General features: G+C 70.9%; 17 protein-coding genes. 12 read left to right on the top strand and 5 right to left on the bottom strand.

What is annotated here, in order from left to right:
• Positions 1-2: 2 nt before the first annotated feature.
• The 3 genes from MFF64_RS01225 (at position 3) to guaB (ending at position 4,070) form a co-directional block, all read left to right on the top strand.
• Positions 3-905 carry an alpha/beta hydrolase gene (locus tag MFF64_RS01225; RefSeq protein ID WP_099904500.1) on the top strand — a complete coding sequence of 301 codons (903 nt, stop codon included), beginning with the start codon at positions 3-5 and terminating at the stop codon, positions 903-905.
• Entirely contained in the window at positions 902-2,401 is a 1,500-nt protein-coding gene (locus tag MFF64_RS01220) for a flavin-containing monooxygenase (RefSeq protein WP_238189197.1), read from the top strand. The genes MFF64_RS01225 and MFF64_RS01220 overlap by 4 nt, the downstream gene beginning before the upstream one ends.
• A 175-nt stretch (positions 2,402-2,576) precedes the next feature.
• The gene (gene guaB / locus MFF64_RS01215) at positions 2,577-4,070 is read left to right on the top strand and encodes an IMP dehydrogenase (protein WP_238189195.1); all 1,494 of its coding nucleotides are present in this window, start codon (positions 2,577-2,579) and stop codon (positions 4,068-4,070) included.
• A 280-nt stretch (positions 4,071-4,350) separates the two neighbouring features.
• Here the strand turns inward: guaB and MFF64_RS01210 are convergent, their stop codons facing one another.
• The 3 genes from MFF64_RS01210 to MFF64_RS01200 all read right to left on the bottom strand — a co-directional run bounded on the left by MFF64_RS01210 (position 4,351) and on the right by MFF64_RS01200 (position 6,357).
• Positions 4,351-4,731, bottom strand: a complete 381-nt coding sequence (locus MFF64_RS01210; protein ID WP_099904033.1) for a cell division protein ZapA — start codon at positions 4,729-4,731, stop codon at positions 4,351-4,353.
• 40 nt (positions 4,732-4,771) lie between these two features.
• Entirely contained in the window at positions 4,772-5,059 is a 288-nt protein-coding gene (locus MFF64_RS01205) for a DUF4164 domain-containing protein (protein ID WP_099904031.1), read from the bottom strand.
• Between the two features lie 158 nt (positions 5,060-5,217).
• The gene (locus tag MFF64_RS01200; protein ID WP_099904029.1) at positions 5,218-6,357 is read right to left on the bottom strand and encodes a GGDEF domain-containing protein; all 1,140 of its coding nucleotides are present in this window, start codon (positions 6,355-6,357) and stop codon (positions 5,218-5,220) included.
• 521 nt (positions 6,358-6,878) lie between these two features.
• On the opposite strand from MFF64_RS01200, the gene gap reads away from it, so the two are divergent.
• From gap to MFF64_RS01160, 8 genes are all read left to right on the top strand, one after another.
• Complete coding sequence (gene gap, locus MFF64_RS01195; protein ID WP_238189193.1) at positions 6,879-7,886, top strand: type I glyceraldehyde-3-phosphate dehydrogenase; 1,008 nt, start codon at positions 6,879-6,881, stop codon at positions 7,884-7,886.
• A 107-nt stretch (positions 7,887-7,993) separates the two neighbouring features.
• Positions 7,994-8,515, top strand: a complete 522-nt coding sequence (locus tag MFF64_RS01190; RefSeq protein ID WP_099903375.1) for a hypothetical protein — start codon at positions 7,994-7,996, stop codon at positions 8,513-8,515.
• Positions 8,516-8,558: 43 nt separating this feature from the next.
• The gene (locus MFF64_RS01185; RefSeq protein ID WP_099903377.1) at positions 8,559-9,761 is read left to right on the top strand and encodes a phosphoglycerate kinase; all 1,203 of its coding nucleotides are present in this window, start codon (positions 8,559-8,561) and stop codon (positions 9,759-9,761) included.
• An 87-nt stretch (positions 9,762-9,848) separates the two neighbouring features.
• Positions 9,849-10,934 (top strand): class II fructose-bisphosphate aldolase, encoded by a 1,086-nt coding sequence (fba, locus tag MFF64_RS01180; protein ID WP_099903379.1) that lies wholly within the window; start codon positions 9,849-9,851, stop codon positions 10,932-10,934.
• Between the two features lie 156 nt (positions 10,935-11,090).
• Positions 11,091-11,786, top strand: coding sequence for a thiamine phosphate synthase (locus tag MFF64_RS01175; protein WP_238189191.1), 696 nt, complete (start codon positions 11,091-11,093; stop codon positions 11,784-11,786).
• A gap of 2 nt (positions 11,787-11,788) precedes the next feature.
• Positions 11,789-12,853 (top strand): tetratricopeptide repeat protein, encoded by a 1,065-nt coding sequence (locus MFF64_RS01170; protein ID WP_099905217.1) that lies wholly within the window; start codon positions 11,789-11,791, stop codon positions 12,851-12,853.
• A gap of 244 nt (positions 12,854-13,097) precedes the next feature.
• Entirely contained in the window at positions 13,098-13,892 is a 795-nt protein-coding gene (locus MFF64_RS01165; RefSeq protein ID WP_099905215.1) for an inositol monophosphatase family protein, read from the top strand.
• Between the two features lie 85 nt (positions 13,893-13,977).
• Positions 13,978-14,523, top strand: a complete 546-nt coding sequence (locus MFF64_RS01160; protein ID WP_048431909.1) for an adenine phosphoribosyltransferase — start codon at positions 13,978-13,980, stop codon at positions 14,521-14,523.
• Between the two features lie 59 nt (positions 14,524-14,582).
• On the opposite strand, the gene purQ is transcribed toward MFF64_RS01160, so the two are convergent.
• Both purQ and purS read right to left on the bottom strand, forming a co-directional pair.
• A complete protein-coding gene (purQ, locus tag MFF64_RS01155) occupies positions 14,583-15,269 on the bottom strand; it encodes a phosphoribosylformylglycinamidine synthase subunit PurQ (protein ID WP_099905213.1) in 687 nt (228 codons plus the stop codon).
• Positions 15,266-15,508, bottom strand: coding sequence for a phosphoribosylformylglycinamidine synthase subunit PurS (purS, locus tag MFF64_RS01150; RefSeq protein ID WP_099905211.1), 243 nt, complete (start codon positions 15,506-15,508; stop codon positions 15,266-15,268). The genes purQ and purS overlap by 4 nt, the downstream gene beginning before the upstream one ends.
• A gap of 123 nt (positions 15,509-15,631) precedes the next feature.
• Between purS and MFF64_RS01145 the strand changes: the two genes are divergently transcribed.
• A complete protein-coding gene (locus tag MFF64_RS01145) occupies positions 15,632-16,441 on the top strand; it encodes a helix-turn-helix transcriptional regulator (RefSeq protein WP_133123614.1) in 810 nt (269 codons plus the stop codon).
• Positions 16,442-16,696: the final 255 nt, after the last annotated feature.

The raw sequence follows: 16,696 nt of genomic DNA, 5'->3' as shown, positions 1-16,696 counted from the left end.
CGATGTCGAGCCTGCGCGCCCACGTCTTCGACTGGATCATCCGCTGGCAGGTGAAGCCGAAGCTCGCCCGCGCCGCCGGCGACATCGCGGCAGTCCGCCGCCTCTTCGATCAGGCGACGTTCCCCGTGCCGCCCGGCATCGTCTTCCGCGAAGGACGCGTCGGGGGCATCCCGGGCGAGTGGGTCGAGCGGCCAGGACTCGCGCCGGACGCGCCGCGCCTGTTCTACCTGCATGGCGGCGGCTTCATCGGCTGCTCGCCCCGCACCCATCGGTCGCTCACCGGCGCCTTCGCGGCCAAGGGCCTGCGGGTGTTCTGCCCCGATTACCGCCTGGCCCCCGAGCATCCGTTCCCGGCGGCGCTCGACGACGCGGCGGCCGCGTGGTCGGCCTTCGCGGCGGCAGGGCCTTCCGGCATCGCCGGCGATTCGGCCGGCGGCAACCTCTCGCTCGCGCTGATGCTCCGGGCGCGCCGGGACGGCCTGCCGCTGCCGAGCGCCGCGGTGCTGTTCTCGCCCTCGACCGACATGCTGGGCGAGGGGGCCTCGATGCGCACGAATGCCCGCCGCGACGCGATGTTCGATCCGACCAAGCTCCAGAACCTGGTCGAGGCCTATCTCGCCGGGCACGACCCCGCCGACCCGCTCGCCTCGCCGCTGCGCGGCGACCTCGCCGGGCTGCCGCCGCTGCTGTTCCATGTCGGAGCGCGGGAGGTGCTGCGCGACGATTCGGTGCGCTTTGCCGAGAAGGCGCGCGAAGCGGGCGTCTCCGCCACCGTGACGATCTGGCCGGTGGTGCCGCATGTCTGGCAGCTCGCCCAATCCTTCCTGCCCGAGGCCCGCCGCTCCCTCGCCGAGGCCGCGGCGTTCCTGATGACCCATGCCGAGCCGCCGGAGGCGGTCCGGTGACGGAGACGCCCGCGCCGCAGGTGGCCCCCTGGCCGGACAAGCCCCTCGCCGTGCTCGTGATCGGAGCCGGCTTCTCCGGCCTCGCGATGGCGATCCGCTGCCGGCAATCCGGCATCGACGACCTGCTCGTCGTCGAGAAAGCCGGCGCGGTCGGCGGCACCTGGCACGAGAACACCTATCCGGGCGCGGCCTGCGACATCCCGGCCCATCTCTACGCCCTGTCCTTCGCCCCGAAATCCGACTGGACCCGCACCTATGCGGGCCAGCCCGAGATCGCCGCCTATCTGCGCGAATTGGTCGAGCGGTTCGACCTGACGAAGCACGTTGCCCTCTCCACCGCCGTCACCGGCGCGGTCTGGGACGGGGCGCGGGCCCTGTGGCGAGTCGAGACCGATCGCGGCCCGCTGGAGGCCCGGGTGCTGGTCTCCGGCATGGGGGCGCTGCACCACCCGGCGGTCCCGGCGATTCCGGGCCTTCACACCTTCCTCGGCCCGCTCTTCCACACCTCCGCCTGGGACCATGGCGTGGCGCTTCAGGGAAAGCGCGTCGGGGTGATCGGGACGGGGGCGAGCGCGATCCAGGTCGTGCCGGCCATCGCCCCGGAGGTGGGGCGGCTGGTGCTCTTCCAGCGCACCCCGCCCTGGGTGGTCCCGCGCAACGACAGGCCGACCGGCCCGCGGATGCGGGCGCTGTTCCGCCGCCTGCCGGTCGCGCGCCGCGCCTTGCGCGGCGTCCAGTTCTGGTTGCGGGAGGCGCAGGCCGCTCTCGGCTTCACCCGGGTCTCGGGCCTCACCCGCCTCGCCGAAGCCGCGAGCCGGCGCCACCTGCGCCAGCAGGTCGCCGATCCCGCCTTGCGCGCGAAGCTGGCCCCGCCCTACCGCCTCGGTTGCAAGCGGGTGCTGATCTCCGACGATTATTACCCGGCCCTGACCCGGCCGAACGTGACCCTCGAGGCCGGCGCGATCCGTAATCTCACCCCGGACGGCGTGACGATGATGGACGGCAGCCACCACCCCCTCGACGTGCTGGTGCTGGCCACCGGTTTCGACGTCACCGCCTCGCTCGCCCGGGTGCCGGTGGTCGGCCGCGACGGGCTGATCCTGGCCCGGGCCTGGGGCGAGCGGGTGGCGGCGCATCGCGGCGTGGCGCTGGCGGGCTTCCCCAACTTCTTCATGCTGCTCGGCCCCAATACGGGCCTCGGCCACAACTCCGTGGTGCTGATGATCGAGGCGCAGGTCGAGTACGTGCTCGCCTGCCTCGCCGAGATGCGGGCCCGCAAGCTCGCGGCGATCGAGCCGACGCCCGAGGCGCAGGCGCGCTACCTCGCCGAACTCGAAGCACGGCTGTCCGGCAGCATCTGGCAGCAGGGCGGCTGCGCCAGCTGGTACCAGGACGCGGCCGGGCGCAACATCGCGCTGTGGCCCGGCACGGTCGTGGCCTACCGGCGCTCCCTGCGCGAGCCGGACTGGTCCGAATTCGTCCTCACCCCCGCGTGAGGAGAAGCCGCGATCGCAAGAGTCTCTGGATGCATCGCTGCGCTGCGGCGATAGCGCTTTGCGCCCGTCACACACGCGTGCTATCGGCCGGTGCCAACTCAATCAAGGCAGATTGCCCGGCGCGACGCCGATCTGGCGGCTTCCCCAAGGTGCCGCACGCACGAGGAGTTGGTTCATGGCCCGCATCAGCACCGATACGATCATCGAGGGCCTGACCTTCGACGATGTCCTGCTCCGTCCCGCCGCATCCGCGGTGATGCCGGCGGAGGTGAATCTCGGCACCCGGCTCACCCGCACGATCAAGCTCAACATGCCGATCATCGCCTCGGCGATGGATACGGTGACCGAGGCCCGGATGGCCATCGCGATGGCGCAGAACGGCGGCCTCGGGGTGATTCATCGCAATCTCGAGCCGCCGGAGCAGGCCGAGCAGGTGCGGCTCGTCAAGAAGTACGAGTCCGGCATGGTGCTCAACCCGATCACCATCCACCCGGACGAGACCCTGGCCGACGCCTACGGGGTGATGCGCCAGCACGGCATCTCGGGCATCCCGGTGGTCGAGCGCGGTCCGAACGGCTCCCGCGGCAAGCTCGTCGGCATCCTGACCAACCGCGACACGCGCTTTGCCACCAACCAGAGCCAGCCGGTCTCCGAGCTGATGACCCGCGACCGGCTGATCACCGTGCGCGAGGGCGTGACCCAGGACGAGGCCAAGCGCCTGCTGCACCAGTTCCGCATCGAGAAGCTGCTCGTCGTCGACGACCACTACCGCTGCATCGGCCTGATCACCGTCAAGGACATCGAGAAGCAGGTCGCCTATCCGAACGCGATCAAGGACGAGCAGGGTCGCCTGCGGGTCGCCGCCGCCACCACGACTGGCGATGGCGGGTTCGAGCGGGCCGAGCGCCTGATCGATGCCGGCTGCGACGTGATCGTGGTCGACACGGCCCACGGCCATTCGGCCAAGGTGCTGGAGAGCGTGCGCCGGGTGAAGACCCTGTCGAACGCCGTGCAGGTGATCGCCGGCAACGTCGCGACGCGCGAGGGCGCCCAGGCGCTGATCGATGCCGGCGCCGACGCGATCAAGGTCGGCATCGGCCCGGGCTCGATCTGCACCACCCGCATCGTCGCCGGCGTCGGCGTGCCCCAGCTCACCGCCATCATGGAGGCGGTCGAGGCCGGCAACGAGGCCGACGTGCCGGTGATCGCCGATGGCGGCATCAAGTATTCGGGCGACCTCGCCAAGGCGATCGCCGCCGGCGCCTCTGTGGCGATGCTGGGCTCGCTCCTCGCCGGCACCGACGAGGCCCCGGGCGAGGTGTTCCTGTACCAGGGGCGCTCGTACAAGAGCTACCGTGGCATGGGCTCGGTCGGCGCCATGGCGCGCGGCTCGGCCGACCGCTACTTCCAGGCCGAGGTCAGCGACACCCACAAGCTCGTGCCGGAGGGCATCGAGGGCCAGGTGCCCTACAAGGGCCCGGTCGCGGCGGTGCTGCACCAGCTCGCCGGGGGCCTGCGTGCCGCCATGGGCTATGTCGGCGCCCCCTCGATCCCGGAGATGCAGGAGAAGGCGCAATTCATCCGCATCACCAATGCGGGCCTGCGCGAGAGCCACGTCCACGACGTGACGATCACGCGGGAGAGCCCGAACTATCCGGGGCGGGTGTGAGGATCCGGCCGCCCCCTGGCGGGAGGCGGCCGACAACTCCGTCGGACGGTCCGGCCTGGCCGGTGGGTTCAATCGATCCCACCCGCGACCTCATCCTGAGGTGCTGCTGTTGCAGCAGCCTCGCAGGAGGCCTCTAGAAGTCTCCGCGCCAGCTGGAGCCCTCCTTCGAGGCTCGCTTCGCTCACGCCTCAGGATGAGGTCGCGAGCGAGATGACGGGTCGTGCTCGGCCGTCCTGGGCGAAGCTCCCCGTCTACCGAGAGAGATACCGAGGCGTCCGCCTCAACCCCCCTGCGCCCCTCCGGGCGCCGGCCCTAGCCGCCGCGCCAGTTTCTCGATCCGCTCCGCCGTGCGCTGCACGGTCTCGGCAAGGCGCGCCTCGGAAGCCTCGCGCTCGGCGCTGCCGGCATTCGTGGAGTCGCGCAAGGCCGCGGTCTCGCGCTCCATCGCCTCCATCCGGCGCTTGGTCTCGGCGAGTTCGTCCGCCAGGGTCAGCGCCGCCATCACGTGCAGGCGCATGTCGCCGATCTCGCCGAAGGCCTTGCGCATGTCGCCGATGCGGGCGTCGAAGCTCGCCGCCAGCCCCTCGAGGTGGCGCTCCTCGCCCTCGCCGCAGGCCATGCGGTAGGTCTTGCCGGCGATGGTGACCGTCACTTGAGGCATCGCCCCCTCCTCGAACGCGTGAAACGCCAGTCCGGCGACCTCAGCCCTCGCCCCGCTCGCCGTTGCGCCCGAGGACGCCCTCGACGGTGCCGATAGCGCGGCCGAGGCGGTGGTCGACCTCCTCGGTGACCGACTGCATCTCGGCGAGGCGCGCCGTCGCCCCGTCCAGCTCCGCCGCCAGCCGGGCCCGGTCGTCGCGCATGATCTCCAGCTCGGTCTCGAGGTCGCTGTGGCTGCGCTCCGCGTCGAGCCGGCGCGCCACCGCGGATTCGAGCAGGGCCACCGAGGCTTCGAGGCGGCGCAGCGCTTCCTCCACCGCTGCGGTCATGCTCACCTCCGAAAAACGCGCGACACATGCCGACCGAGACCCTGGATGCTCGGACGGGATACTCCGCCGAAACCCTAAAGGTCCGGGGCCCGCGTCGCAATCGCCGTGCCGGTCTGCCCGGTGCAGGGGCAGTGCCACCCTGGGGACGGCGGGGACAATCAGGCCGCCGCCACCTCCAGCCGGTTCCGCCCGCCCGCCTTGGCCCGGTAGAGGGCACGGTCGGCGGCCGAGAGCAGGGCCGGCAGGTTGTCGCCTCCCGGTTGCGCCGCGGCGAGGCCGACGCTGACGGTCGCCGGGATGCCGGGTCCATCGCGGTGCCGCGCCGCCTCGGCGAAGCCGCGGGCCACGCCCTCTCCGACGCGCCGCGCCGCGGTGAGGTCGAGCCCCGGCAGCAGGGCGGCGAATTCCTCGCCGCCGAGCCGGGCGACGAGCGCGTCCGGCCCGGCCGCCCGGCGGGCCGTGTCGGCGAAGAGCCGCAGCACCGCGTCGCCGGCGGCGTGGCCGTGGCGGTCGTTGATCGCCTTGAAGTGGTCGAGGTCGAAGGCGAGGAGCGCGGCGGGGCCGTGCGCGAGAAGCCGCGCGCCCTGCTCGAAGAAGCCGTGGCGGTTCTGGAGTCCGGTGAGGTAATCGGTGCGGGCTGCCGCGACCGCCTGCGCCTGCGCCTCCTCGCGCACCAGCGCGATCAGCCCCATCGGCATGGCGACGGAGTAGAGCACGCCCTCGTACATCGTCATCTTGCCGAAGACCGGCAGCAGGTCCGCGCCGTAGCGCGCGACGAGGACGGGCGTCAGGACCGCCCGGCCCAAATTGAACAGGCCGTGCCCGGCCGCCACCGCGACGACGACCGGGCGCGAGCGCAGGCCCCGGGCGGTACGGCCCGTCATCAGCGTCCAGGCGGTGAGGCCGCTGGCGAGCGTGATCGGCAGCGAGGCGACGTAGTTCCAGAACGCGCCGGTGAAGCGGCCTCCGGCAATCACCCAGAGCAGCGCCAGGCCCGCGAGCAAAGCGGCCGGGCCGCGCAGGCGCGCCGGACCATCGAGCCTGGCGACACCGTGCAGGATCATCAGGTAGCCCAGCACCATCAGGAGGTTGGTCAGCCCCCACCCGAAGGCGCCGGGGAAGCTCCAGCGATTCAGCGAGACCACGCATCCGGCCGCGAACGCCAGGTAAGCGCCCGCCCAGACGCCGAGCTCGCGCGCCCGCTGCGGATGGGCCTGACGCTCCCACAGGGTCATTGCGACGGCGACGAGCAGCGTCCCGATAATCAGATAGTAGAGGGTGGGTAGATCGATCTGCATCGTTGTCATCACCTGTGCCCGCCGACCTACACGACGACAAGCGCAATTTTCGTTACAGATCCCGTCGTCTCTCACGCGTCTGGCGGCGTGGTTAAGGTGCGGCCGAGCGATGATCGACGAAGTGACGAGCCGGCCGTGGGCCTCCGGCCGCAGGGCGCAAGCCCGGATCGAGCCATGGTCCACCCGGTTTTCCCCAAGGCGTCGCCCGGGTTTGACACCTCCCGGCACCATGATAGGAAGCCGGCGCCCCCGCCGGACGGCTGTCGCCGGCGGATTGACAGAATACGAGCTGCCGTGACGCCTCCCGTGCTCCCCGCCAGTGCCGTCCCCGCCGGGATGGCCGGCGTGTCCGGGACCATGAGCGGCGCAGCGGGCCTTGCCGGCGAGTACCGGTCCTTCCTCAGAGTCGACACGCGCCGCGCCGGCCCAAACTGCGCCGGTCCAAGCCGCGCGGCCCGGCCCGCTGCGGGGCCTCGCAGCCCTCAACCCCTCCGCCACGCAAACCCCACGGGAGAGAACACATGACGGTCAAGGTCGCCATCAACGGCTTCGGACGCATCGGCCGCAACGTCCTGCGCGCTATCAAGGAGGCCGGCCGCACCGACATCGAGGTCGTGGCCATCAACGATCTCGGCCCGGTCGAGACCAACGCCCACCTGCTGCGCTTTGATTCGGTCCACGGCAAGTTCCCCGGCACCGTCTCGGTCGAGGGCGACCACATCGTGGTCGACGGCCAGCGCATCCGCGTCACCGCGATCAAGAACCCGGCCGAGCTGCCCCACCGCGAGCTCGGCGTCGACGTCGCGATGGAGTGCACCGGCATCTTCACCTCGAAGGACAAGGCGAAGCTGCACCTCGACGCCGGCGCCAAGCGCGTCCTCGTCTCGGCCCCCGCCGACGGCGCCGACCTCACGGTCGTCTATGGCGTGAACCACGACAAGCTGACCGGTGACCACCTCGTGGTCTCCAACGCCTCGTGCACCACCAACTGCCTCGCCCCGGTCGCCAAGGTGCTCAACGACACCGTCGGCATCGAGCGCGGCTTCATGACCACGATCCACTCCTACACCAACGACCAGCCGTCGCTGGATCAGATGCACAAGGACCTCTACCGGGCCCGCGCCGCGGCCCTGTCGATGATCCCGACCTCGACCGGCGCCGCCAAGGCCGTCGGCCTGGTGCTGCCGGAGCTGAACGGCAAGCTCGACGGCACCGCGATCCGCGTGCCGACCCCGAACGTCTCGGTCGTCGACTTCAAGTTCAACGCCAAGCGCGCCACCTCGGTCGCCGAGATCAACGAGGCGATCAAGGCCGCGGCGAACGGCCCGCTCAAGGGCGTGCTCGGCTTCACCGAGGCCCCGAACGTCTCGATCGACTTCAACCACGACCCCCACTCCTCGACCTTCCACATCGATCAGACCAAGGTCATGGACGGCACCTTCGTGCGCGTGCTGACCTGGTACGACAACGAGTGGGGCTTCTCGAACCGTATGGCCGACACCGCCATCGCGATGGCGAAGCTGATCTGACCCGGCCGATGCGACGGGCCGGCTCGCCTTAGGAGCCGGCCCTCGTCCCGGGCGGCCTCGCGACGGGGCCGCCTCCTGTGACTTGAGGACCGCCCGAGGATCTGCCGATGACCGACGCCGCGCCCTCCGCCCGCCCCGCGAACGCCGCCGACACGGCCCTGCTCCAGGGACAGGTGCCGACTCCGGCCCCGCAGGTCGCGACTCCCGCCGTTCCGGCACAAGCGCCCCCGGCGCAAGTCCCTCCGAACCAGGCTCCCCCGAATCCCTCGGCTCCGCAGGCCGGCGCGCCCGCCCGGATCGCCGTCGCGCTGCCGACCCAGGTGGCCGACCAGCTCGCCCGCATCGAGGACAAGGCCTCGCGGATCGAGGACAAGTACGCTCGCTCCGAGGCGCTGCTGGCCCGCGTCGAGGACCGGGTCGATGCGGCCGGCGCCCGCATGAACGAGGCCGCCCGCCAAGCCGATCTCGCGGCCCTGCGCAACGAGGTCCGCGCGCTCACCGAGCGCACCCGCCGCCTGCCGGGCACCGGCGCCCTGATCCTCACTGCGATCGTCACGGCCGTGCTGACGGTGGCGCTGACCCTGGTGGCCCAGCGCCTCAACCTGCAGGGCCTGATCCCGCTGCGCTGATCCGCATCCCCATTCTCACATTCCCGACAAGGTGCCCCCGCCGATGACCCGTTTCCGTACCCTCGACGATGCCGGCGACCTGAAGGGCAAGCGCGTCCTCGTGCGCGTCGACTTCAACGTGCCGATGGACCAGGGCCGCGTCACCGACGCCACCCGCATCCTGCGCGTGCTGCCGACCCTCCGCGAACTCTCCGAGGCCGGCGCCAAGCTGATCCTGCTCGCGCATTTCGGCCGCCCGAAGGGCAAGCCGGTCGCGGCCGAGTCCCTGCGCCCGATCGCCGAGGCCACCGCCGCCGAGCTCGGCCGCCCGGTCGCCTTCGCGGAGGATTGCGTCGGCGAGACGGCCGCCGCCGCCGTCGCCGCGCTGAAGGACGGCGACGTCCTGATGCTGGAGAACACCCGCTTCCACGCCGGCGAGGAGAAGAACGACCCGGCCTTCGTCAAGGCGCTGGCAGAGAACGGTGACGTCTACGTCAACGAGGCCTTCTCGGCCGCCCACCGGGCGCATGCCTCGACGGAAGGCCTCGCCCACGTGCTGCCGGCCTATGCCGGGCGCCTGATGCAGGCCGAGCTCGACGCGCTCACCAAGGGCCTCGAGGCTCCGGCCCGGCCGGTGGTGGCGATCGTCGGCGGCTCCAAGGTCTCGACCAAGATCGACCTCCTCAAGAACCTCGTCGCCAAGGTCGACGCCCTGGTGATCGGCGGCGGCATGGCCAACACCTTCCTGCACGCCGCCGGCCTCGGCGTCGGCAAGTCGCTCTGCGAGCGCGACCTCGCCGGCACCGCGCAGGCGATCATCGAGGCGGCGCGGGAGAACAACTGCGCCATCATCCTGCCGGTCGACGGCGTGGTGGCCGAGGAGTTCAAGGCCGGCGCCCCCCACCACACCTACGGGGTCGACGCGATCCCGGACAACGGCATGATCCTCGACATCGGGAGCCTGTCGGTCGACCGGATCTCGGCGGCGATCGACGACGCCAAGACCCTGGTGTGGAACGGCCCGGTCGGGGCCTTCGAGATCGCGCCCTTCGACCAGGGCACGGTGGCGGCGGCCCGCCATGCCGCGGCCCGCACCAAGGCCGGCCAACTCGTCTCGGTGGCGGGCGGCGGCGACACGGTGGCGGCGCTCAACCACGCCGGCGTGTCGGAGGACTTCACCTACATCTCGACCGCCGGCGGCGCCTTCCTCGAATGGCTCGAGGGCAAGCCGCTCCCGGGCGTCGACGCGCTGCGTCGACAAGCTTGAGGGTTTCGTTCAGGTCGGCTGGCGTAGGACGCCGGCCGGCCCGTCCGCTATAATGCGGCAACACTGACAGTCTCGGAGGATACAGACATGGCGCGCATCACGCTCAGGCAGCTCCTCGACCACGCCGCCGAGCACGGCTACGGGGTGCCGGCCTTCAACATCAACAACATGGAGCAGGGCCTCGCCATCATGGCGGCGGCCGATGCCACCGACTCGCCGGTGATTCTGCAGGCCAGCCGCGGCGCCCGCGCCTATGCCAACGACGTGGTGCTGGCCAAGCTGATCGACGGTCTCGTCGAGATCTATCCGCATATCCCGGTCTGCATGCATCTCGACCACGGGAACAACGAGGCGACCTGCGCCACCGCGATCCAGTACGGCTTCACCTCGGTGATGATGGACGGCTCGCTCAAGGCCGACGGCAAGACCCCGGCGGACTACAACTACAACGTCGAGATCACCCGCAAGGTGACCGAGATGGCGCACTGGGCCGGCTGCTCGGTCGAGGGCGAGCTCGGCGTGCTCGGCTCGCTGGAGAGCGGCCAGGGCGAGGCCGAGGACGGTCACGGCGCGGAAGGCACCCTGTCGCACGACCAGCTCCTGACCGACCCGGCCGAGGCGGAGAAGTTCGTCGCCGCCACCAAGGTCGATGCCCTCGCGGTCGCCATGGGCACCTCGCACGGCGCCTACAAGTTCACCCGCAAGCCCGACGGCGCGGTGCTGGCGATGAACGTGATCGAGGAGATCCACCGCCGCCTGCCCAACACCCACTTGGTGATGCACGGCTCCTCGTCGGTCCCGCAGGACCTGCAGGACATCATCAACCAGTATGGCGGCGAGATGAAGCCGACCTGGGGCGTGCCGGTGGAGGAGATCCAGCGCGGCATCAAGCACGGCGTGCGCAAGATCAACATCGACACCGACAACCGGATGGCGATGACCGGCCAGATCCGCAAGATCCTGCAGGAGAACAAGGCCGAGTTCGACCCGCGCAAGTACCTGAAGCCGGCGATGGACGCGATGACGAAGCTGTGCAAGCAGCGCTTCGAGGAGTTCGGCACGGCGGGCCATGCCGGCAAGATCCGGCCGATCGCGCTCTCCGAGATGGCCAAGCGCTACGCCGCCGGCAAGCTCGACCCGTCCTTCGCCCCCTCGAAGGCCGCCGCGGAGTAACCGTCCCGCCGGGCGATGCGGCCGCTCGCGCGCCGCATCGCCGCCCCACTCGCGATGCACCAGGGCGGGCGGCCGACGGGCCGTCCGCCCCGTGCGTTTCTCGCCCTTGGCCTTGTCATCCCTGGCCTGTTCGCCCCGAAGGCTCGAAGACCCCCGATGGCCGATCCCCAGACCCGCCTGATCCTCCTCACCGCCCCCGAGGCCGGCCCGGAGCTCGGCCAGCGCCTGGCACGCGCGGTCGCGGCCGGCGACGTCGCCGCGGTGATCCTGCGCCTGCCGCCTGGCGATGAGCGCGCGCTGGTCAACGCCGTCAAGGCGGTCGCCCCGGCGGTGCAGGAGGCCGGGGCTGCCCTGGTGCTCGCCGGAGGCGGAGGCATCGACCTCGCCACGGTGGCATCCCGCAGCGGTGCCGACGGCGTCCATGTCCAGGCGAGTGACGCCGAGGCGGACGCGGCGTCCGACGAGGACGACGAGGAGGATGATGACGGCAAGGGGCCGCTGCATGCTCTGCGCGAGCGCCTGCGCGACGGCCGCATCCTGGGTGTCGGCGGCATCCGCAGCAAGCATGCCGCGATGCAGGCCGGCGAGTCCGGCGCCGACTACCTGCTGTTCGGCGACGATCCCGATCTTCCCCTCGACGACCTCGTGGCGCGGCTGACCTGGTGGGTCGAGATCTTCGAGACGCCCTGCATCGCGCTCGCCCGCGACCTCAAGGCCGTGCCGGACCTCGTCGCGACCGGGGCCGAGTTCATCGGCCTCGATCCCGCGCTCTGGGCCGGGGAGGGGGGCGAGGCTGCCGTTGCCGAGGCGCAGGCGCAGATCCGGAACCGCTCCGCGGCCGGGGAGGGGTGAGGATGCGCCGCTCTCGCCTCGCGACGCTGACGCTTCTGGGGCTCGTGAGCCTCGCGGCCGGGCCGGCCTGGGCCCGGTCCGTCCCGGCCACTGCCGAACCCGCCCCGCCGAGCGCAGCCACGCCCGGTTTCGGCAAAATCAACACCTTCGGCGCGACCAACACCTTCGGCTCGTCCAGGTCCAACCAGACCCTCCCGGGCGCGGCCACGCTGCCGCCCGCTCCGTCGAACGACCCGAACGCCGACCTCGCCTACGGCGCCTATCAGCGCGGTTTCTACGTCACGGCGTTCCGCGAGGCGACGAAGCGGCTGGAGAAGAACAAGACCGACTTTCCCGCCATGACCCTGCTGGCGGAACTCTACAGCCAGGGTCTCGGCGTGCGCCAGGACCCGACGCGGGCCGCCGAGTGGTACCGGCTGGCGGCCAATCTCGGCGATCCCCACGCCGCTGCAACCCTCGGCATGATGCAGATCGAGGGCCGCGGCGTCCCGAAGGACCAAGCCGCCGGTCGCACCCTTCTGGAGAAAGCCGCCGCCCGGGCCGACGCCACCGCGAGCTACAACCTGGCCCTGATCCTGCTCGGCACCGGCACCCCGGCCGACTTGACCCGGGCCATCGAACTGCTGCGCCAGGCCGCCCACCAGGAACTGGCACCGGCCCAGCATGCGCTGGGCGTGCTCTACCTCCAGGGCCGCGGGGTGGCGAAGGACACCACCAAGGCCGCCGGCTGGTTCCGCCGCGCCGCCGACAACGGCGACCTCGCCGGCGAGGTCGAGTTCTCGATCCTGCTGTTCAACGGCGAGGGCGTCCCGAAGGATGAGGCCCGCGCCGCCCGCTACTTCCGCCACGCCGCCTTCCGGGGCAACGCCGTGGCGCAGAACCGTGTCGCCCGCCTCTATGCCAGCGGCCGCGGCGTCCCGAAGAACCTCGTCGAGGCCGCCGCCTGGGACATGGCCGCCCGGGCGCAGGGTCTCTCGGATGCCTGGCTGACCCAGGCGGTCTCCGGCCTCACCCCGGAGGAGAAGGCGCGGGCGGAGCGGCTCGCGGCGGACCGGGCGGGGCCGTGAGCGAGGCTTGGTGAACGCCCTGTCCCTCCGGCACCGTCGGGCCGCCGCAGGTCCGCGCAAGGCTGCGTCACCCGAAAAGTGGTTTCCTCGTCTCGGGTTGATGCTCTAGAGCCAATCGTCAGCGAGGCGCCCCGTTCCGTTGCGGGTGTGCGCCTCTCATCGCGTTCATCTCCCGCGGGCGCAACCGCCCGCCCTCGAAGGACTTCTCCATGACCCCGACCCGCATTCCGGGAGCCGCCGCCCGATGATCGTCTCCCCCCTGATGACCGTGATGGTCGATGCCGTGCGCAAGGCGGCGCGCGGGCTCAAGCGCGATTTCGGCGAGATCGAGAACCTGCAGGTCTCGCGCAAAGGGCCGGGCGACTTCGTCTCCGCCGCCGACCGCAAGGCCGAGGCGACCCTGCGCGAGGCCCTGATGAAGGCGCGGCCGGGCTACGGCCTCGTGATGGAGGAGAGCGGGATCATCGAGGGCCAGGACAAGACCCATACCTGGCACGTCGATCCCCTCGACGGCACCACCAACTTCCTGCACGGCGTGCCGCATTTCTGCATCTCGGTCGGCCTGGAGCGCGAGGGCACGATCGTCGCCGCGGTGATCTACGAGCCGATCAAGGACGAGCTTTACATCGCCGAGCGCGGCAAGGGCGCTTTCCTCAACAACAAGCGCCTGCGGGTCGCCGGCCGGCAGGACCTCGCCGACAGCCTGGCGCTCTACGGCTCGCCCTATCTCGGCCGCGGCAGCCATCCGCGCCTGCTCAAGGAACTCGCCGCCGTGATGGCGGTCACCGGCGGCGTGCGCCAGACCGGCTCGGCCGCCCTCGACCTCGCCGCCGTCGCCTGCGGCCGGGCCGACCTGTACTGGGAGCGCGACATCAAGACCTGGGACATGGCCGCCGGCCTGCTCCTGGTGCGCGAAGCCGGAGGCTTCGCCACCAGCGCCGATGGCGGCGCCGACCCGATGAGCGCCGGCTCGGTCGCCTGCGGCAACGAGGTGCTGCAGCGCGAACTCGTCGCCATCCTGCGCAAGGTCGGCGGCTGAGACCCGCCCGCCCGGGCGGCCCCCTGGTCAGCCCGGGTGTTCCGGTCCAACGCCCCGCGAAACCTCAAACCCGAAGGTCTTCCCCATGGACCCGCGCACCCTGTCCGCCCTCAAGGACGCGATCCGCTCGATTCCGGACTATCCGAAGCCCGGCATCGTCTTTCGCGACATCACCACCCTGCTCGGCGACGCCCGCGCCTTCCGGCGCGCGGTGGACGAGCTGGTGCATCCCTTCGCGGGCGGCCGGATCGACCAGGTCGCCGGCATCGAGGCGCGGGGCTTCATCCTCGGCGGCGCGATCGCCCACCAGCTCTCCTCGGGCTTCGTGCCGATCCGCAAGAAGGGCAAGCTGCCCCACACCACGGTCTCGATCGCCTACGCCCTCGAATACGGCACCGACGAGATGGAGATCCATTCCGACGCGGTGAAGCCCGGCGACCGGGTGATCCTGGTCGACGACCTGATCGCCACCGGCGGCACCGCCACGGCGGCGGTCGAGCTGCTGCGCCGGATCGGCGCCGAGGTGGTGGCGGCCTGCTTCGTCATCGACCTGCCGGAACTCGGCGGCGCCGACCGCCTGCGCGCCCTCGACCTGCCGGTGCGCACCCTGATCGAGTTCGAGGGGCACTGACGAGAAAGGCGGGCCTTTCGGCCCGCCTCCTTGGATGTCGCGATGCTCGGGCGGCGTTTTCAGGCCGCCTTGGCCAGGCTCTCGAACAGCCCGCGCCCGTCGGTGCCGCCCACCAGGCCTTCGACGAAGTTCTCCGGGTGCGGCATCAGCCCGAGCACGTTGCGGGCCTCGGAATAGATGCCGGCGATGGAGTTCAGCGAGCCGTTGCGGTTGGCCTTCACCGTGAGCTGGCCGGCCTCGTCGCAGTAGCGGAACGCCACCCGGCCCTCGCCCTCGATCCGCGCGAGCGTCTCGGGATCGGCGAAGTAGTTGCCCTCGCCATGGGCGACGCAGACGTCGATCACCTGGTGTTGGGCGTAGGCGCGGGTGAAGGCGGTGTCGGTGCGCTCGACCCGCAGGGTCTGCCGGTGGCAGATGAAGCGGCGGTTGACGTTGCGCATCAGCACGCCCGGCAGCAGGCCGGACTCGCACAGGATCTGGAAGCCGTTGCAGATGCCGAGAACGAGGCCGCCCCGGGCCGCGTGGGCCCGCACCGCGTCCATGGCATGCGCCCGGCCCGCAATGGCGCCGCAGCGCAGGTAGTCGCCGTAGGAGAAACCGCCGGGCAGGACCGCGAGGTCGGTGCCGGCGGGCAGTTCGGTCTCCGTGTGCCAGACCGTGCTCACCTCGGCGCCGGCGAGGCGCAGGGCCCGGGCGACGTCGGCGTCGCGGTTCGAGCCCGGGAAGACGACGATGGCGGCCTTCATCGGGCGATCTCGACGCGATAGTTCTCGACCACGGTGTTGGCGAGCAGCCGGTCGCAGGCCGCCTTCACGGTGGCCTCGGCGCTCGCCTCGTCGGCGGCGTCGACCTCGACCTCGAAGAACTTGCCCTGACGCACGCCGGCGATGCCGGTGATCCCGAGCGAGCGCAGCGCCCCCTCGATCGCCTTGCCCTGAGGGTCGAGGACGCCGGTCTTCAGGGTGACGGTGACGCGCGCTTTCATCGGCCAGACCTTCCGGCAACGGTGGGCTTTTCGACGCTTCCGATAGTGCGGAACGGCCCCCGAGGCAACGCCGCTCCGGCGGTCGCGCGGGCCGCATTGATCTTTGCTGGTAGGATTCTAATAGTGATCCTGCTGGCAGGTATCGCGACCGGGCGGGTTCGCGTCGCGCGAGGGCGTGAGGTTCAGGGGTGGGTCATGTCGGACGCCGATGATGCGTTCATCCATCAAGCATTCGACCTGATCGACGGTTTCGACGAGATGTCGGACCCGCTCGACGTACAGCGGCGCGTGCTCGATCTCGTCAAGGATTGCGGCTTCACGTATTTCACGATCACGCGGCTGCCCCAGCCCAGCGAGCGACTAGGACCCAACGTCTTGCTCAGCATCTGGCCCAAGGGCTGGCTGTCGCATTACGACCGGGTCGGCCATTACCGCTACGACCCGGTGGTGCGACATTGCTATCGGACGATCGAGCCGTTCGCCTGGTCCGAGGTGCAATACGAGCCGGAGATCGTGCAGCGCGCCCGCCGGGTGATGGATGAGGCGACCGACCACGGCATGGCGGTCGGTTTCTGCGTGCCGATCCACGATGCGATGGGTTTCCAGGCGGTGGTGTCCCTGGCAGGGGAGCAGGTCGAGATGCCGCCGCGTGTCCGCCGCGGCGTCCACATGCTCGGACTCTACGCCTGGGGAGCGGCGGAACGCACCACGTCCCAGCGGCGAAAGCCGACGGGCCGGCTGCTCAGCGTCCGTGAGCGCGACGTGCTGTCGTGGGCGGCGCTCGGCCGTACCTCCGAAGAAGTCGCCGATATCCTCGGCATTTCCAGTCAGACCGTCAACACGCACCTCAAGAACGCCCGCCTGAAGATCGGCACCCGCAACACCACCCATACCGTGGTCGAGGCCTTGCGGCGGCGCGAGATCACTCTCTAGTTCAGATTTTGGGTGTGCCGCATTCTCCGCGATGAACCGGGACCCACCCCGTCGGCAGGTGCTCTCGGCACCCTTCGCCGGAGTGGGCGCCGAGTCATCGGCGGAGATGGTGCAAGAAGCAGGAACACGCGCAGTATCGTGCCGTGCAACCCGGCTCGGTGTCGCTCGCAAGACCCCCAATCGCGGTCATTGATCGCTGTAGAAGTGCCACCGAGCTTGCCGGGCTGCTTCGGAGGGCGCGACGTCGCCTTCGTC

The sequence above is a fragment of the Methylobacterium frigidaeris genome, assembly GCF_022179185.1.
Lineage (GTDB): Bacteria > Pseudomonadota > Alphaproteobacteria > Rhizobiales > Beijerinckiaceae > Methylobacterium > Methylobacterium frigidaeris.
This window is presented reverse-complemented; position numbering and strand designations above follow the sequence as displayed.

Bases quoted from the DNA above. Each gene is read 5' to 3' on its own strand.
- MFF64_RS01225 (WP_099904500.1), top strand. From the start codon at position 3: ATGTCGAGCCTGCGCGCCCACGTCTTCGACTGGATCATCCGCTGGCAG.
- guaB (WP_238189195.1), top strand. From the start codon at position 2,577: ATGGCCCGCATCAGCACCGATACGATCATCGAGGGCCTGACCTTCGAC.
- MFF64_RS01210 (WP_099904033.1), bottom strand. From the start codon at position 4,731: ATGCCTCAAGTGACGGTCACCATCGCCGGCAAGACCTACCGCATGGCC.
- MFF64_RS01205 (WP_099904031.1), bottom strand. From the start codon at position 5,059: ATGACCGCAGCGGTGGAGGAAGCGCTGCGCCGCCTCGAAGCCTCGGTG.
- MFF64_RS01200 (WP_099904029.1), bottom strand. From the start codon at position 6,357: ATGCAGATCGATCTACCCACCCTCTACTATCTGATTATCGGGACGCTG.
- gap (WP_238189193.1), top strand. From the start codon at position 6,879: ATGACGGTCAAGGTCGCCATCAACGGCTTCGGACGCATCGGCCGCAAC.
- MFF64_RS01190 (WP_099903375.1), top strand. From the start codon at position 7,994: ATGACCGACGCCGCGCCCTCCGCCCGCCCCGCGAACGCCGCCGACACG.
- MFF64_RS01185 (WP_099903377.1), top strand. From the start codon at position 8,559: ATGACCCGTTTCCGTACCCTCGACGATGCCGGCGACCTGAAGGGCAAG.
- fba (WP_099903379.1), top strand. From the start codon at position 9,849: ATGGCGCGCATCACGCTCAGGCAGCTCCTCGACCACGCCGCCGAGCAC.
- MFF64_RS01175 (WP_238189191.1), top strand. From the start codon at position 11,091: ATGGCCGATCCCCAGACCCGCCTGATCCTCCTCACCGCCCCCGAGGCC.
- MFF64_RS01170 (WP_099905217.1), top strand. From the start codon at position 11,789: ATGCGCCGCTCTCGCCTCGCGACGCTGACGCTTCTGGGGCTCGTGAGC.
- MFF64_RS01165 (WP_099905215.1), top strand. From the start codon at position 13,098: ATGATCGTCTCCCCCCTGATGACCGTGATGGTCGATGCCGTGCGCAAG.
- MFF64_RS01160 (WP_048431909.1), top strand. From the start codon at position 13,978: ATGGACCCGCGCACCCTGTCCGCCCTCAAGGACGCGATCCGCTCGATT.
- purQ (WP_099905213.1), bottom strand. From the start codon at position 15,269: ATGAAGGCCGCCATCGTCGTCTTCCCGGGCTCGAACCGCGACGCCGAC.
- purS (WP_099905211.1), bottom strand. From the start codon at position 15,508: ATGAAAGCGCGCGTCACCGTCACCCTGAAGACCGGCGTCCTCGACCCT.